Origin of the sequence: Hymenobacter cellulosilyticus (genome assembly GCF_022919215.1) — a bacterium.
In the GTDB taxonomy this organism is placed as follows: domain Bacteria; phylum Bacteroidota; class Bacteroidia; order Cytophagales; family Hymenobacteraceae; genus Hymenobacter; species Hymenobacter cellulosilyticus.
On record NZ_CP095046.1, the window covers coordinates 4,255,416 to 4,271,088 of the forward strand.

General features: G+C 59.6%; 15 protein-coding genes and 1 pseudogene. 10 read left to right on the forward strand and 6 right to left on the reverse strand.

Features of this window, described 5'->3' with window-relative positions; translation table 11 throughout:
- The first annotated feature begins 88 nt into the window (after window positions 1-88).
- The 4 genes and pseudogenes from MUN79_RS20960 to MUN79_RS20975 all read left to right on the forward strand — a co-directional run bounded on the left by MUN79_RS20960 (window position 89) and on the right by MUN79_RS20975 (window position 5,345).
- A pseudogene (locus MUN79_RS20960) lies at window positions 89-1,359 on the forward strand (asparagine synthetase B).
- A gap of 55 nt (window positions 1,360-1,414) precedes the next feature.
- On the forward strand, window positions 1,415-2,344 hold the full coding sequence (locus MUN79_RS20965; protein WP_244674526.1) for an SRPBCC family protein: 930 nt from the start codon (window positions 1,415-1,417) through the stop codon (window positions 2,342-2,344).
- A 184-nt stretch (window positions 2,345-2,528) separates the two neighbouring features.
- Entirely contained in the window at window positions 2,529-3,305 is a 777-nt protein-coding gene (locus tag MUN79_RS20970; protein ID WP_244674527.1) for a carboxypeptidase-like regulatory domain-containing protein, read from the forward strand.
- Window positions 3,306-3,497: 192 nt separating this feature from the next.
- Window positions 3,498-5,345 (forward strand): glycoside hydrolase family 2 protein, encoded by a 1,848-nt coding sequence (locus tag MUN79_RS20975; protein WP_244674528.1) that lies wholly within the window; start codon window positions 3,498-3,500, stop codon window positions 5,343-5,345.
- Window positions 5,346-5,450: 105 nt separating this feature from the next.
- Here the strand turns inward: MUN79_RS20975 and MUN79_RS20980 are convergent, their stop codons facing one another.
- The 5 genes from MUN79_RS20980 to lpxK form a co-directional block, all read right to left on the reverse strand.
- The gene (locus MUN79_RS20980; RefSeq protein WP_244674529.1) at window positions 5,451-5,915 is read right to left on the reverse strand and encodes a hypothetical protein; all 465 of its coding nucleotides are present in this window, start codon (window positions 5,913-5,915) and stop codon (window positions 5,451-5,453) included.
- Between the two features lie 83 nt (window positions 5,916-5,998).
- The gene (locus MUN79_RS20985; protein WP_244674530.1) at window positions 5,999-6,610 is read right to left on the reverse strand and encodes a MiaE family protein; all 612 of its coding nucleotides are present in this window, start codon (window positions 6,608-6,610) and stop codon (window positions 5,999-6,001) included.
- A 44-nt stretch (window positions 6,611-6,654) separates the two neighbouring features.
- Entirely contained in the window at window positions 6,655-7,908 is a 1,254-nt protein-coding gene (locus MUN79_RS20990; RefSeq protein WP_244674531.1) for a putative porin, read from the reverse strand.
- Window positions 7,836-8,669 (reverse strand): putative porin, encoded by an 834-nt coding sequence (locus MUN79_RS20995; protein ID WP_244674532.1) that lies wholly within the window; start codon window positions 8,667-8,669, stop codon window positions 7,836-7,838. The genes MUN79_RS20990 and MUN79_RS20995 overlap by 73 nt, the downstream gene beginning before the upstream one ends.
- On the reverse strand, window positions 8,662-9,717 hold the full coding sequence (gene lpxK / locus MUN79_RS21000; RefSeq protein WP_244674533.1) for a tetraacyldisaccharide 4'-kinase: 1,056 nt from the start codon (window positions 9,715-9,717) through the stop codon (window positions 8,662-8,664). Before lpxK ends, MUN79_RS20995 begins: the two co-directional genes overlap by 8 nt.
- 157 nt (window positions 9,718-9,874) lie before the next feature.
- On the opposite strand from lpxK, the gene MUN79_RS21005 reads away from it, so the two are divergent.
- Together MUN79_RS21005 and MUN79_RS21010 are read left to right on the forward strand one after the other, a co-directional pair.
- Entirely contained in the window at window positions 9,875-10,039 is a 165-nt protein-coding gene (locus MUN79_RS21005) for a hypothetical protein (protein WP_244674534.1), read from the forward strand.
- A gap of 26 nt (window positions 10,040-10,065) precedes the next feature.
- Window positions 10,066-10,560 carry a uracil-DNA glycosylase family protein gene (locus MUN79_RS21010; protein ID WP_375378266.1) on the forward strand — a complete coding sequence of 165 codons (495 nt, stop codon included), beginning with the start codon at window positions 10,066-10,068 and terminating at the stop codon, window positions 10,558-10,560.
- A gap of 58 nt (window positions 10,561-10,618) precedes the next feature.
- Here the strand turns inward: MUN79_RS21010 and MUN79_RS21015 are convergent, their stop codons facing one another.
- The gene (locus tag MUN79_RS21015) at window positions 10,619-11,920 is read right to left on the reverse strand and encodes a tetratricopeptide repeat protein (protein WP_244674535.1); all 1,302 of its coding nucleotides are present in this window, start codon (window positions 11,918-11,920) and stop codon (window positions 10,619-10,621) included.
- A 249-nt stretch (window positions 11,921-12,169) separates the two neighbouring features.
- Between MUN79_RS21015 and MUN79_RS31290 the strand changes: the two genes are divergently transcribed.
- The 4 genes from MUN79_RS31290 to MUN79_RS21030 all read left to right on the forward strand — a co-directional run bounded on the left by MUN79_RS31290 (window position 12,170) and on the right by MUN79_RS21030 (window position 15,650).
- The gene (locus MUN79_RS31290) at window positions 12,170-12,688 is read left to right on the forward strand and encodes a Nif3-like dinuclear metal center hexameric protein (protein ID WP_311136542.1); all 519 of its coding nucleotides are present in this window, start codon (window positions 12,170-12,172) and stop codon (window positions 12,686-12,688) included.
- Window positions 12,689-12,705: 17 nt separating this feature from the next.
- Complete coding sequence (locus MUN79_RS31295; RefSeq protein WP_311136543.1) at window positions 12,706-13,269, forward strand: Nif3-like dinuclear metal center hexameric protein; 564 nt, start codon at window positions 12,706-12,708, stop codon at window positions 13,267-13,269.
- Entirely contained in the window at window positions 13,259-14,011 is a 753-nt protein-coding gene (locus MUN79_RS21025; RefSeq protein ID WP_244674536.1) for a zinc ribbon domain-containing protein, read from the forward strand. Before MUN79_RS31295 ends, MUN79_RS21025 begins: the two co-directional genes overlap by 11 nt.
- Window positions 14,012-14,111: 100 nt before the next feature.
- Entirely contained in the window at window positions 14,112-15,650 is a 1,539-nt protein-coding gene (locus MUN79_RS21030; RefSeq protein ID WP_244674537.1) for a DUF3808 domain-containing protein, read from the forward strand.
- Window positions 15,651-15,673: the final 23 nt, after the last annotated feature.

A 15,673-nucleotide genomic window follows, 5' to 3' on the forward strand; every position in this document is an offset into this window, starting at 1 on the left:
TGGCAACCCAAACGGAATTCTAAGCGTCGGTTTGTTGTACGGTTGTTTTCCCCCTTCTTTCCCGACTTAGCAGAACCCCCTGATGGTGCTGAAGCGAATTCTGCCTTTGCTGCTGCTGGTGGCAGCCTGGCTTGGCGGCCCGGCCGCGGCCTGGGCCAACCACGTTTTTATTCCGATGGACCAGGGGCAGAAAGAGCACCTGAAAGCCTACGGCATTGCCTACTGGCTGCTGGCCCGGCAGGTGGAGGTCGACTGGCTGCTGAATTACCGCGGCGGCAGCTTTGCCTGCGAAAACGCCCAGGGCCTGGAAAACGAGCTGGCCGTGCGTGGCATCACCTACCAGGTGATTTCCGAGGCCCAGTACGGCAACATCCTGCAGGAAATTGCCGACCCCAACGCTAACATGGACATCATGAAGCTGGAGAAGGCGCCCAAAATTGCGGTGTACACGCCCAAGGGCAAGCAGCCCTGGGACGATGCCGTAACGATGGTGCTGACCTACGCCGAAATTCCCTACACCGAAATCTACGACGACGACGTGCTCAACGGGGTGCTGCCCAAATACGACTGGCTGCACCTGCACCACGAGGACTTCACGGGCGAGTACGGCAAGTTTTACGCCTCCTACCGCAACCGGCCCTGGTACCAGCAGCAGCAGCGCGACGCCGAGGCGGCCGCCAAGCGCCACGGCTTCAGCAAGGTAAGTCAGATGAAGGGCGCCGTCGTGACCCGGATGCAGGAGTTTATTGCCGGTGGCGGGTTCCAGTTTGCCATGTGCTCGGCCACCGACACCTACGATATTGCTTTGGCCGGCCTGGGCCTGGATATGGTGGAAAGCATGTACGACGGCGACCCGGCCGACCCCCAGGCCCAGTCCAAGCTCAACTTCAACCGCACCCTGGCCTTCAAGGACTTCCAGATCGTGCGGGACCCCTACCAGTACGAGTATTCCAACATCGACATGCAGCCCGGCGAGCGGGGCGTGTACGAAGACAACGACTACTTTCAGCTCTTTACCTTCTCGGCCAAGTACGACCCGGTGCCGACCATGCTAACCCAGAATCACGAGAAAACCATCAAGGGCTTTATGGGCCAGACCACGGCTTTCCGCAAGCAGCTCATCAAGTCGGACGTGGTGGTGATGGGCGACAACAAGGCCTCGGGCGAAGTGCGCTACATGCACGGCACCCTGGGCAAAGGCACCTGGACCTTCTATGGCGGCCACGACCCGGAAGACTACCAGCACCTGGTGGAAGAAGAGCCCACCGACCTGGCTTTGCACCCCAACTCCCCGGTTACCGCCTGATTCTGAACAACATCCTATTCCCGGCGGCTAAGAAGAAAAAGCAAAAAACCTAAGCCTAGGCGCACTGGCTTACCTTGCACCAGCTTTTAATCTTTAACTGTCTGGCCGTTGGCAAATTCCTGGTTCTCCTCGCCTTCCCGGGGGCGCACATTGCTACTGGGCGTAGCTGCGGGCGTCGTCTATGGTTTTCTGTGCGTGATGCTGGTCAGCCTCACGCATCGGGCCGTTTCGTTGTCCTTCATTTTTATGGTGCCCGTAGTGCTGGGCGCTATTCCCGTGCTGTTTTCCTCGCGTGAGCAGCTGTCCAACTACTTCCTCTATCTGGCTGCGCCCTGGCTGATTACCTTCACCGTATTCGCCCTGAGCATGGTTACGGGGTTCGAGGGCCTGATTTGTCTGGTTATTATCATCGGGCCATTTAGCATTCTAGGAAGCCTGGGCGCGTTTCTCTACCGGCTGGTGCGGCTGCGCCAACGCCCTCAGACATCCCTGTACGTATCCTTGCTAGTGCTGCTGCCTTTTGGGGCCTTGTTGCTGGAGGAGCAACTGGTGGCCTCCGACCAGATTCATACCGTAGTGAGCACCCGGCTTATTGCCGCTCCGCCGGCTGTAGTGTGGCGCAATATCCAGAACGTGCGCCACATCCGGCCGAGCGAAATCAAGCCTCATTTCGTGCATCTTATCGGCGTGCCCCGCCCGCTGGACGGCTACCTGGATTATGCCCGCGTAGGAGGCACGCGTCATATCCGCTGGGAGAAAGGCCTTTATTTCCAGGAGCACATCACGCACTGGCAGCCCGGGCGCGGCTTTGCCTATACTATTAAAGTCGATGCGGCCTCGATTCCGCCTTCTACCCTGGATGAGCACGTGCTGGTGGGTGGCCGCTACTTCGACGTGGTGCGGGGCAGCTACTCCATCGAGCCCCTGGCGGCTAATACATGTCGGCTGACGCTAACTTGCACCTACCGCATCACAACCAACCTGAATACTTACGGGAAGCTCTGGCCGATTATCTGCTGGGCGACTTTAATACCATGATTCTGGAAGTAATCCAGGGCCGGTGTGAAGCTCCACTGGGGCTAGCGCTGCGAGGCCCAGCTAAGCCTGCACGGGTAAAGTAGGCTTCAGGCCCCAGCTGGCGGCCAAATTCATTTAAGCACTTATCTTGCAGGGTTTACCGGCTATATATTTCCCTTTCCCACCTCCTCTCTCCCTTATTCACATGCTATCTTCTGTACGCACCTGGGCGCCGCGCCTGCTATTACTTACTGTACTGGCCACTTCGCTCGGGGGCTGTTCTGAAAAAGAAGATGACCCAGCCGCAGTGGCTACCACGGGTATCGTGGAAGGAACCATCAGCCCCAGCGGCTCGATTATCAACGTGACGGCTACCAACGCCGGTGGCCTAACCTTTCTGGCGGCCCCGAATGCTACCACGGGCGCGTTTTCGCTGCCCAACCTCGCGCCCGGGACTTACACCCTAAGCTTTACGCCGGCCAACGGCTACGTGACCCCAACCAGCCGTACCATCACCGTAGTAGCCGGCCAGACGGCCTCCGCCGGCACAGTGGTCGTCGCGTCAAATGGCTTGGTAAAAGGCGGCACCATGAGCTGGAACACCGACGGCGTGACGTATTCCTCCACGCAACTGGTGGGCGAGGTCAATGCCGCGCAGGGGCTGCTATACATCACGAGCGAAACACTGACCGGGGACGTACGCGACCTGCTCAACCTTTCCCTGGCTCAGAGCTTTGCCGGCACGGGTACCTACACGCTGGGCAGCACTTACCAGAACGCCTCCTTGCAGCGCATTAACAAGGGCCTAATCACTGCTCAATACCGCACCACTGACCCGGCCGCGGGCACCATTACGATAAGCAGCTACAATGCCGTTGCCGGTACCATGAGCGGAACTTTCGGCTTCTCGGGCACTGACTTTACCGGCTCCTCGCCGCGTACGGCCACTGTTACCAACGGCACGTTTACCCTGCGCTTCTAAGTTCTAGGTACCCCAAAACACGGTGGCCTGCTTACCGGTTTGGTAGGCAGGCCGCCGTGTTTTTAGCCCAAGGCTACTCCGCTAAATTAAGAAAAATCGGGGCTGTCTGCTCTTCTAAGCTGGCTTTGCGTATACTGCTACCTTGGCCCGCTGAGCCACTGCGAAGCCGCTTTTTGTACCAACGCCCCTTGTATGAACCTAGAGCACATCAACTATGGCCTCTCGGCCAGCCAGGAAGAAACCAAGCCTATTGAGGAAATGCCCAACCCGCTGCCGCGGGCCGTACTACGCCTGAATAACCACGCCCTGCTCGACGGGGAATGGAATTTCGCCCTCGACACCGACGACCGGGGCCTGCGGGATGGGTGGTACCTAGGGCACAACTACGAATACAAAGCCCAGTGGCCCGGCTCTATTGAGGCCCACATGGCCCAGGCCAAAGGCCAGACCCAGCCCACACAGTGGCAGGACCGGGTGGTAGCCTGGTACGAGCGGGAATTCACCCTGCCCGAAGTGGAGGAGCCGCTGCTGCGCTCCATGTTCCAGCTCACCTTCGGGGCCTGCGGCTACGAAACCCGGGTGTGGCTGAATGGCCGGCAACTGCGCACCATTGAGGGTGAAGACGTGCACTACGGCGAGTACACCTCGTTTTCCTACGAGCTACGGGAAGAAAACCTGCACCTGGTAAACCGGCTGACCGTGCGCATTGCCGACACGATGGACGCCGAAACCACCCGCGGTAAGCAGGAGTCCCACATCTACAAGCGCGGTGGCATCTGGTACCAGACCTATACCGGCGCCGTGCGCAGCGTGTGGCTGGAAATGGTGGAACGCAACCGCCTCCGCTCCCGTGTGGGCGTCGACAGCGTGGTAGAAGATCAGCTCGTGCGCTTCAACATCACGACCCGCATTCACGACCCGGGCCATTACACGTTGCGCCTGCAGGTGTATGAGCGGGGACGCAAAAACGGCACCCCGCCGCTTTATACCTCGGAATTTCCCCTCCGCCTGGAAGCTGGCCAGAAACAGCAGCGCGTGGTGCTGGAAATGCCCGGCGCCCGACTTTGGTCGCCGGAAGAGCCCGACCTCTACCAACTCGTAGCGCAGCTCATCGATTCGGAAGGCTATGCCGCCCAGATTGAAACCCATTTCGGCTTGCGCAAGATTGAGTCGCGCGGCAAGCACGTGTACCTGAACAACGAGCCTACCTACCTCGACGGGATTCTCTACCAGCCTGGCACGGCCACCTACGAGGAAATGCAGCGCCACATGCATGCCATGCAGAAGCTGGGCTGCAACCTGGTGCGCGTGCACATTGCCGGCGTCGACCCGCGCATTTACAACCTGGCCGACGAACTGGGCCTGCTGCTGTGGGTGGAAGTGCCCAGCCCGCACACCTCGAGTCCGCGCAGCCGCCAGAACCACAAGGAGGAGTTGCTCCGCATGCTGGCCCTGATTGAGTCCCACCCCTCGGTGGTTATCTGGAGCCTTTACAACGAGGACTGGGGCTGCCAGGACATTGCTACCAACCCCGAAACCCGGCGCTACATCACCGATACCTACCACTTCATGCAAATCGAGCACCCGCAGTTTCTGGTGGTCGACAACGATGGGTGGCAGCATATTTCCGCCGAGGGCCGCCTGAAGTCGGATCTGCTTACGGCCCACCTCTACACGCCCGAGCTGCCCCACTGGCAGAACCTGCTCGACCGGCTCGTGGCCGGCGAGATGATTGGCGTGGCGGCTTTCCCGCTGGTCGTAGGCGACGCCTTTTTCTACCGCCGTCAGAAACCTCTGATTGTGAGCGAATGGGGCGGCTTTGGTTTTGCTGACTACGGCGGGCCCCAGGCCGGTGAAGAGCGTACCGAGCGGATCCGCCAGTTTAAGCAGGAGCTGCGGGCCCGCCCCATTGCCGGCGACGTGTACACGCAGGCCACCAACATCGAGGATGAGCGCAACGGCGTTATCGACCCCCACACCGGTGAGTTGTCGGTGCCGGCGGGTATTCTCAATTCCCGCCAGTTCGAGGGGCCACGCTAGCAAGCCCAGCATCCACAGTAAACACAGAAAAGCCCGGCTGCTAATTAATTAGCAGCCGGGCTTTTCTGTGTTTACTGTGGATGCTACGTTCCGTTCAGCCTTCTACTACTTATCAAAGTGCACGAACTGGCGCGGAAATTCGGGTATTTCGATATTGTTGTAGGGGTCCACGTCTAAGGTAAGCTGAATCATGACCGGCTGGCCCTTGGTCACCCCGTAAGCCAGCAGCTCGTAAGCCGTACCGGTTTCGGTGGGGTGGCTGAACTTGAATGCTTTGGCCGGGGTACCCTGGATAAAACAAGATATTTCCTGTAGCTCCTTGCCTTTCACCTTCTTCATTCGCTGTTTGGTGTAGTCCGCAGGAGCTCCGTTGCGCAGGTCGGCCGGATTCAGGTACATCAGAATTAGGTCAAACTTATCGGCTTTCACCTCATAGGGCGAAACCAACGCCGCCCCTTCCGGGAGCGGAAAGTCCTGCCCGCAGAAGTTAACGGCCGCTGGCGGGGCCTGCCCGAAAGCCACGGCCGAAACCAGTAAGAATAACAACAATAGGGTATAGCGTGCTTTCATGGTTGGGAAAGTAAAACGTTTTAGTTGATAAGCCGAACAGTGGCAGCGTTTTTTTCTTACCAATATTCCGGCCATAAATTCAGTTAGTGCATCCGGTCGTCGCGCACGGGTAAGCTAGTGATGATTTCGCCCTCAATTTTAAGCAGCTCCTGCAGGCGGACGTCCACTTCCTTCGGGTCGCGGTATTCTTTGGCCAGGTCCACGTAGCTCACAAAGTGGGCCGCCTCCGACACCATCAGCTCGTAGTAGAACTTGCTCAGCTCGGGGTCGGGAATGTGCTTCCAGAGCAGCTTAAACCGCTCGCAGCTGCGGGCCTCAATCAGGGCCGAAACCAGCAGCATATCCATTAGCTGCCGGTCGCGGTGGTCGCCACGGCGCACGTGGGTCAGGAGCTGCACCACGTACTCGTCGCGCCGCTGCGGCCCCAGCTCGAAGCCCCGCTTGCGCAGCTCCAGCAGTACCCGCTCGAAGTGGGCCCACTCCTCGGCCACCAGGGCCGTCAGCTCGTCGACAAGGCGGGTTTTCTCGGGGTATTTCACAATCAGGGAAATACCCGTGCTAGCGGCCTTCTGCTCGCAGTAAGCGTGGTCAACGAGGATATCCTCGATGTTTTTGCTGGCAATATCCACCCAGCGCGGGTCGGTATTGAGCTTGAGCTTGAGAATGGTTTTCTCTTTGGATTCAAAGGGTTCCATAGTATGCAGGGCGCCGCCGGGACGCGTATTCGTTATCTGCTAACTTAATCAAAAAACTGCCACCGAATACCAAATTGGAAGCGGCGCGGCAAACCCGTGTAGAGCGGGGTGGCAAAATAACCATTGCCCGTATTGTAGAGACCCTGGTTGATGTAAGCCATTTTCAGGAACACCGATACGGTTTTGATATCGGTGATAAAGAACACATCGGCCACCGCGTAGGAGCGGATGGAGAAGTGGTCTTGCAGGTAAAATTGTTGGGCAGTAGGGTTGTAGTCGTAGCCCTTGAAGCGGGACTGGAAGTATATCTCCGCTCCGATCTGGCTGAACATGGCCTTTTTGAACAGGTAGTCCTGGTAGTAAATCCGGCCGTTGGCCACTAGCTTGGGAATGCGCAGGCCTTCGCCCTCCCCACCCAAGGTGCCGGTAGCTTGGTTGTCGAAGAAAAACTTACCCAGGTTGAAGCGGTGACGCAGCGTGCCGATGAGCAGTACCTTGACGCTATCAAGCTGGGCCGGCTCCGCGGCCTGGTTATAGTATACCAGGTCGTTGATGGTAACGAACCGGACAGAGGCATCCAGGTGGTGGCGCCCCAGTCGCTGGGAGAGGCGGCCGGTTACCTGGTTGACCAGCGTGTTCTTAAAAGCAGAGCTTGAGTCCGGAAGATGGTCCCAATTGTAGTGGTTGCCGTCGAAGCGCTGCTGGGTGAGCGTGGGCGAGTAGGAAGAGCTGTAGAACTCGCCGCTCAAAGGGCCCAGGCGGGCCGTAGCCCGCAACCAGTACTCGCTAAAGGCCGTGCCCGTCCCGGCTAGCTGCGGCCCCAGAATTTCGCCGGCCGTTTCCACGGCCACGAGGCTACGGTAGCGGAAGTTGGCCGTGCCACCCAGAAATATCTGGCCGTAGCGCAAATCAAACGGCTGAATTATATCATTCCGGGGCGCAGCCGGCGTAGGCAGTGGGTAACTTTGGTCCTGGTAGCTTTTGGAAAACAGACTGGCACGGCGGTAGCGGCCGTACAGGCGGTAGCCCACGGTGGGGGTGTGGCCCATCACGCCCACTTCATTTTCCAGTTGCCGGTATTCGGCCCGGTCATTAGTCAGGTTGGTGCTGTAGCGGGCTACGGGGTAAAACCGGAGCTGGCCAGTGGCATCAACGAGCGTACCGGACTGGGGCCGGTCAGTGTAGTTGTTGAACTGCCGCCGCCAGTCGACGATATGATAGGCCGTCAGGCCCGGCCCAGCAGGCGCAGGGTCTGCACGAGGCGCACCTCGTCCCGGTCGTCGGCATTCAGGGCCCAACTCAGGTTTACATCCTCCAGTTCATAGCCAAATAAGCTGCCCGGGCGGGGTTCACCCGTTGCCAGAGTATCAGAGGCCCCGTAGCGGATGCCACCCTGCTCGGGAATACGGTGCCGGGCAGTATTGATGTTGAACAGGGCGTGGTACCGCTCATCCGTGGTTTGGTAGCGGGCAAAGAAGAGCACGTTGCTGTGCTCGGTAAAGTTCTCCCGCCTAGAAGCGGCCAGCACCTTGCGGGAGGCAAACCGCTCGTAGGCCAGGCCCACGTTTAGATTTTTGCCCAGGCTGCGCGAGTACGACAGCTCAAACACCTGCTCCCCCACGGCGCTCTGGATAAAGCGGAAAAACGTAAAGGGCGAGCGGGTATCATAGTAGGGAATAGTGGCCGAGTTGCGGGCGTACTTATCAAATACGTTGCGGCCGTAGCGGGCTCCAATACCGTTGTCGGCTTCCCACAGCAGACGGCGCGAGGCCGTCCCGACGTTGCCCAGATCCTGCTGGAAGGTGGTATCGTGAAACCAGTACCGGTCACGCATCTGGTTGGTGAGCGTGGTATCGATAAGGCGGCCCTCGTACTGCTCGCGCAGGATATCGGCCTCGTACAGGACCCGGGTGGTTTTGGCCCCGTAGATAACCTTGGTAGAGTCGTCGAGCACCTGGGCCCGCCCTAGGGCCGGCCACAAGAGCAGCCCGAGCAGCAGAGCCGGAAGAACACGGTAAAGAAAGCGGAAGGAAGCCAATGGAACGAGCAGATCAGACAACAGCGTGGGGCTGAAATAAAGGAGAAAGCAACTGCTGCAACTGGGCAGCCCCATCGGCCAGAAACTCGACCTGAATGGGAATATAAAAAATGGGCAGAGCCGCTACGGCCGCCTGCAACGCAGGCTCCAGCAGCCGGACGGCATCCTTTTGCGTGGTAAAAACGCTCTGACCCGGCCGTAATTGCCCGGCCACCGCCGCAATATCGGCAGCGGTAAAGGTATGATGGTCGGCGAAAGCGGCATGGTGCGTAATCTGATACCCGGCTCCGGCCAGATATTCCCGGAGCGGACCAGGCTGGGCAATGCCGGTGAGCAGTACCACTTCCGGGCTTTCCACCCGCGCCGCACCGCCCACGGCCACGGGCGCGCCGTAGCGGTAGGCCGAAAACAGCACCGGTACTGCCGACCGGGTGTAGCGCCGCACCCGGGCCGCACTAGCGGCCTGCTGCGAGGCCGTCAGGTCAGGGGCACACTTGGTAATAATAACGGCATCGGCCCGCCGGGCTCCGCCCCGACTTTCGCGCAGCCGGCCGGCCGGCAACACGTAGTCCTGGTAGAAAGGCCGCTGCTGCTCGGTCAGCAGGATGTTGAGGGTGGGCTGCACGCGGCGGTGCTGGTAGGCATCGTCGAGCACTACGACGGTGGGTGGGGGCTCCTGCCGAAACAGCTTTTCCAGGCCCGTGCGGCGGTTTTCACACACAACTACCGGCACCTGCCCTTGAAAATCCTGGTAGTGCTGCAAGGGCTCATCCCCGATAGTGGCGGCCGTAGCCGTGGCATCGGCCTCGACATAGCCCCGGGTGCGGCGGCCGTAGCCCCGGCTCAAAATGGCCGGCTGCTGCCCCAGAACCTGCAGTTCCCGTACCAGCCAGGCCACGTGGGGCGTTTTGCCCGTGCCCCCGGCCCGGAGGTTGCCCACGCTGATAACGGGTATTGCAAACCGCGCTGACTCCTTTATACCCTTGTCGTACAGCCAATTGCGTACGTGCAACACCGTGGCGTACAGCCAGGCGAAGGGCAACAGCAAAAAGGCTAAGAAATGAGGCATAACGCGGCGGCAATAAGGCAGTGTTACAAAAGTACGCCTACTTCAGCAAGCGACGAAACTGAAGCCGAGTCCCGGGTTGCTATTTTGGCGGTGATAAGAAGGGCAGTAAGCCCTGGCAGACCTGTTTTGCGTATGCCCAGGCTTCACCCCGCTGCTTATGTCCACGTTTGCCGACCGTCTGCTGGATTTTCTGACCACCTTTCCCCTACCCGCAAACCTGCCCGATGAGGCGGTAGCCCTAAGCCCTTACCAGGAAAGCACGCCCGGGCGCTGTTTACCCAGTTTGCCCGGCAGTACTACCACAACAACCGCCCCCGCATAGCGCTGCTGGGCATCAATCCCGGCCGCCTGGGCCACGGCCGCACCGGCATAGCCTTTACCGACCCAGTAGCCCTGAACGACTTCTGCGGCATTGCCAACGAGCTGCCCCAGCAGCGGGAACTCTCGAGCCAGTTTGTGTACGAAGTGGTGGCAGCGCTGGGCGGACCAGCGGCTTTTTACCAGGACTTTTACCTAGGCTCCCTCTACCCGCTGGTACTTCTCCGCCACGGCCTAAACTATAATTACTACGACTCCCCAGCCCTTATCAAAGCATTAACTCCTGCTATCCGACTCTCTTTAAATCAGCAGGTAAAGGAAGTGGGGCTGGCTCGTCATGCGGCCGTGTGCCTGGGCCGGCGCAACGGGGAGCACCTGCTACGGCTGAACCAGGAGCTGCATCTCTTCGACCAGATTCACATCCTCGACCACCCGCGCTACCTGATGCAGTACAAGCGCCGGGAGCTACCCAGGCACGTGGACCGCTACGTGGAGGTTCTCAACGACTGCCGGGTCCAGCTATAAGCACGGTATAGCCGCTACAGGGGTGGCTACGAGGCCCGAACCAGCAACTCGCACCGGTTTATTGGCCAGCAGCTAAGACGGTGCCTTTGGCCGGACGAGCACTCTTTTTCCGGGCCTTCAGGTAGTCCTGCGCCTCCTTATACAGGGCCGATTTACGGTCAGACTTGGCCGCTAACACCTTGAAATAGCGCTGGGCCGCGGCGGCATCATTCTGCTTCTGGGCAATGCGGCCCAGATTCAGCGTAGCATACAGATAATAGCCTTCCGTCTGGTTGGTTACCTCCGAAAAGACGAGGCAGCGCTGGTAATAATCCTTGGCCGTAGCCAGGGACTTGTACTTCATTTGCTGGATGTAGCCCAAAAAGTAACTGGCGTAGCGGCCACTGAAGCTGTCATAGCCCGTCAGTCCCCTATTATGCTTGTCCAGAATGCTGCTGCTGACCTTCTCACACTCCGCAAAGTAGCCGTTATTGAAGCACTGCATAGCGTATTGCCGCTGGAAATACGGGTTGTCGGGGTAGGTAGTGGCCAGCTTGCGGGCCATTTGCAGCGCCTCCGCGGGTTGGTTTTCCCGCTCACTCGACAGAATTTTTAACAGGAAGAATTTTGCCTCCGGGCCGGTATACACGGCGTTGGCTGCTACGTTGCGTAGCTGCTGCAATCCGAGTTGGGTATTGCCCTTGGGAAAAAACAACAGCACCGGCCGCAGCCACCGAAATTCGTCCGCAATCCAGACGGCGTAGTAGTTGAACAGAGCCTGCCCAAATAGGAACTCGGGGCTCAGGCCATTGGCCTGCTTGCTTAGCTCCAGATACTTTAAGGAGCGTTTTGCGGCCACCGTTGCCTGCGTCCAGTTGTGGCGCTCGGCATGCAGCCGGGCCGAGAAGCTGTAGGAAGCCGCCAGGAAAAAGCTGGCTTCGTAGTTCTGATTGTCCTGCTCATACAAGGCCTCAGCCTTCGTGGCGGCCGTATCCATGTAGGCGAAAAACAGCTTGTCTACGCTCTTCTCCGTGATATTCGTCGGCATGATTTTCCACCACTGGCTCAGGCCCAGCAGAAAATAGGGCAACGGATGCTGGCGGTAGCGCCGGCGCAGGGAGCGAAACTGTTTCTCGGCTCTGTCAAACTTGAAATTATACAAGTTTTCCACCCCACCATCCAGCTCTGTTTTAATATCCTGATCCAGCAGCAGCCACCCGTTGGTGTTTATTGCGGTTGGGGCTATTTCCACGTCTTCCAAGCGGATAGTCCGCTGAGTTAGGGCCGTATCGAGGCTTTGAGCCCGTACTACCACCGGTAGCAGGGCCAAAACGATACACAGACGCAGTATTTTTGTAATCAGCTGAGTAAAATCAACCATACGCTATAGGTAAGTCCTTGCAAAGGTAACCAACAGCAAAATAGTACAAAACATGAGCTTCCCGTTTCCGTGTTAAACTATAACTGGCGGCACGGTAGCAACGGGGCTGCTAAAGTATAGCTGGTAGCTCGGAAAACAGCCCGTCTGCCGCCGAAACCGACTCCGGACCGTGTACCTTCGCCGGGGCTGCTGTCCGTGGGCCGTCCAAAAATATTTTCTGCTACCAATCAACTTTCTGCATTTCCGCTGATGCCAACTGTTGCTGACCTCGCCCGCGCCCTGGAAAAAGTGGCGCCCCTGCCCTACCAGGAATCCTACGACAATGCCGGCCTGCAGTGCGGCGACCCGCAGGCGGAAATCCGCGGCGTGCTCATTGCCCTCGACTGCACCCCAGCCGTCATTGAGGAGGCCCTGCGGCGGGGCTGCAACGTGGTAGTGGCCCACCATCCGGTGGTATTCCGGCCCCTGAAGCGCCTGACCGGGGCCAACGAGGTGGAGCAAACCCTGATAAAGGCCATCAAAAACGACGTGGCCATCTACGCCGCCCATACCAACCTGGACAACGTGCTACCGGGCGTCAACCGCAAGCTGGGCGAAAAGCTCGGACTGCAGAACCTGCGTATTCTGGACCCGAAAAGCGGCACGCTGGGCAAGCTGATTACCTATGTGCCCGTTACCCATACGGAGGCCGTACTGCAGGCGCTCTACCAGGCCGGCGGGGTCAGATTGGCAACTATTCCGAGTGTAGCTTCCGGGTCGAAGGGCTAGGTACGTTCACGCCCGGCGTGGCTACCAATCCGTTTATTGGCGAGCCGCAAAAACCCGAATCGGTGCGGGAGGAGCGCGTGGAAGTGCTGCTGCCCCTGCACCTGCAAGGCGCTGCGCTCCGGGCCCTGCGGGCGGCGCATCCCTACGAAGAAGTGGCCTACGAGCTTGTAAAGCTCGAAAACACCGACCAGGACGTGGGCTCCGGCATGCTGGGCGAGCTTCCCGAAGCCCTGTCTCCAACCGAGTTCCGCCAATTGCTGCGGACTGTCCTCAATGTGCCCGTAGTGAAGCACACGGAGTTTGAGCGCCCCATTAAGAAAGTAGCGCTGTGTGGCGGGGCCGGTAGCTTTCTGATCAGCCTGGCCCGGCGGGCCGGGGCCGACGCCTTCGTGACCGGCGACCTGAAGTACCACGAGTACTTCGGGGCCGAGGGCCAGCTGCTGCTCTGCGACGTGGGCCACTTCGAAAGTGAGCAATTTACCGGGGAAATCTTCCGGGATTTGCTTACGGCCAACTTTAAAAGTACTTTTGCGGTCTTAATCGCTGAGACCCTCACCAACCCTGTCCGTTATGATTTCTAATCCTTCCACGGAAACCACCGTTGCCAGTAAGCTGGAAGCCCTTCTGAACCTGCAGCGCCTTGACTCGCAGCTCGACGAAATCCGGCGCGTCCGCGGCGACCTGCCCGAAGAAGTGCGCGACCTGGAAGACGAAATTGCTGGCTATGAGGTGCGCGTGAGCAAGTTTGACGAGGAAATTCAGTCCCTGAACGACCAGATCAAGCAGCGCAAGCAGAACGCCAAAGACGCCGAAGGCCTCATCAAGAAGTATGAGGACCAGCAGCAAAACGTGCGCAACAACCGCGAGTACGAGGCCATTGCCAAGGAAATCGAGTTGCAGCGCCTGGAAATCCAGATTTCGGAAAAGAAAATCAAGGAGGCCCAGTACCAGATTGAGCAGAAGAATGCCGACATCGCCGGCACCAAGCAGCGCTTGGAAGAGCGCAAGAAGGACCTGACCAACAAGAATACCGAGTTGCAGACCATCGTGGGCGAAAGCGAAGCCGACGAGAAAAAGCTGCTCGACGAGCGTGAAGACGCCGTAAAGCCTATCGAAGAGCGCCTGCTGACGGCCTACACCCGCATCCGCGGCAACGTACGCAACGGTCTGGCCGTGGTAATGGTAAAGCGTGACGCCTGCGGCGGCTGCTTCAACACCGTACCGCCCCAGCGCCAGGCCGACATTATCTCGCACAAGAAAATCATTGTGTGTGAGCACTGCGGCCGGGTTCTGGCCGACGTGGACGTGAAGCCCCAGGCTTAATTGCCGCGCTTCGCGCTGCAACCTCACCTCAAAAAAGGAACGGCTCGCCAGTCGTTCCTTTTTTATTGCTTTCCCGGCCTTGTCTCAGCTCCCAGCCCCCTTGCGCCCTCCTTCCGGACTCCGGCTGCTGCTGGGGCTGCTGCTCGTGCTGCTCACGGCGGCCCGATTGCCCCAGCACGATACGGCCGCACCCCAGGCTCCGGAAGCTGCCAGTACAGCGCCCGGCGGCCTTTCGCCGGGGGCCCGCCGGGCATATGCCGAGCTGCTCAAGCTGCGGGTGGAGCCAGCCCGGGCATTGATGCAGGCCGAGCTAAAACGAGCTCCCAACAGCGCCAGCACCCTGCTCGTAGCCGACTGCATCGACTTTACTGAGCTGATGATTCTGCAGGATGCCAGTCGCTACGCGGCCGTGGTAGCGGCCCAGGACCGGCGCCTGGCGGCCCTGGAAAAATCAGCGGAGGCAGGGCCGCTGCGCGAATATGCCCGGGCCGAAATCCGGCTGCACCAGGCCGCAGCCCAGGTTACGTATCAGCACGAAATCCAGGGGGCGTGGAGTTTGCGCCAGGCCTACCAGCAGATGCAGGCCGTAGTGAAGCGCTACCCTGACTTTCTGCCGGCCCGCAAGACGCTGGGCATGTGCCAGTTTATGATAGGCTCTTTGCCCGAAGGCTACCACTGGTTTCTGAAGCTGCTGGGGCTGCCGGGCAGCGTGGCCGGCGGGGTGCAAAACCTGCGGTTGGCGGCCCAAAACACCCACGATTTTCAACCCGAAGCCCGTATTATCCTGGCCCTAGTGCAGGAAACGTACTACAAGCAGGGCGAGGAAACAGTCCGCCTCGTGCAGCAAATGGCCGCGCAACAGCCCGATAATCTGCTTTACTCCTACCTGCTGCTCAGCCTCAACAAACGCCTGCACCGAACCGACGCCGCCCTGGCCGCCTACCGCAGCCGGCCCACGGGCCCGGGCTACCTGAGCGTACCCTACCTGCACCATATGGCCGGCGACCTGCTGCTCTACCAGGGCCAGTACGCGGCTTCGGGGCGGGCCAACCATCAATTTTTACAAGACTACCGGGGCCTGCATTACCGCAAGGATGCGGCTTTCAAGCTGTATCTGGCCGCCTGGCTGAGCGGCGACGAGCAGGCCGCCGAGCGGTACCGGCAGCAAATCGGCCAGGCGGGGCGCACGGTGGTGGAGGAAGATGCCTACGCCCAGCGCTTTTTCGAGGACAAGACCCCGCTGAACCGCACCCTGACCCGGGCCCGGCTGCAGATTGACGGGGGCTATTACCGCCCGGCTCTGGCTACCCTGCGCGGCTTTAGCGTGTCGGGGTTGCTGCGCGACCGGCTGGAAGAACCCTACCGCCGCGCCCGCGCCTACCACGGCCTGGGCCGCCTCGACTCGGCTCGGCTCTACTACACCCGCACCATTGCCCTGTCGGGGGGCAAGGCACCGTACTACTTCGGGCCGCAGTCGGCGCTGCAGATGGGCTACCTGTGCCAAGCCGACGGACAGTTGAACATGGCTCGGCTGTACTTCCAGAAGGTGCTCGACTCGCCCAAGCACGAGTACAAGAACAGCACCGATGCCAAAGCCAAAGTGGCCCTGGCGGCCCTGCCCGCGGCCAAGATTCGGTAGCGGCGGGTTACTTTTGCGGCCAC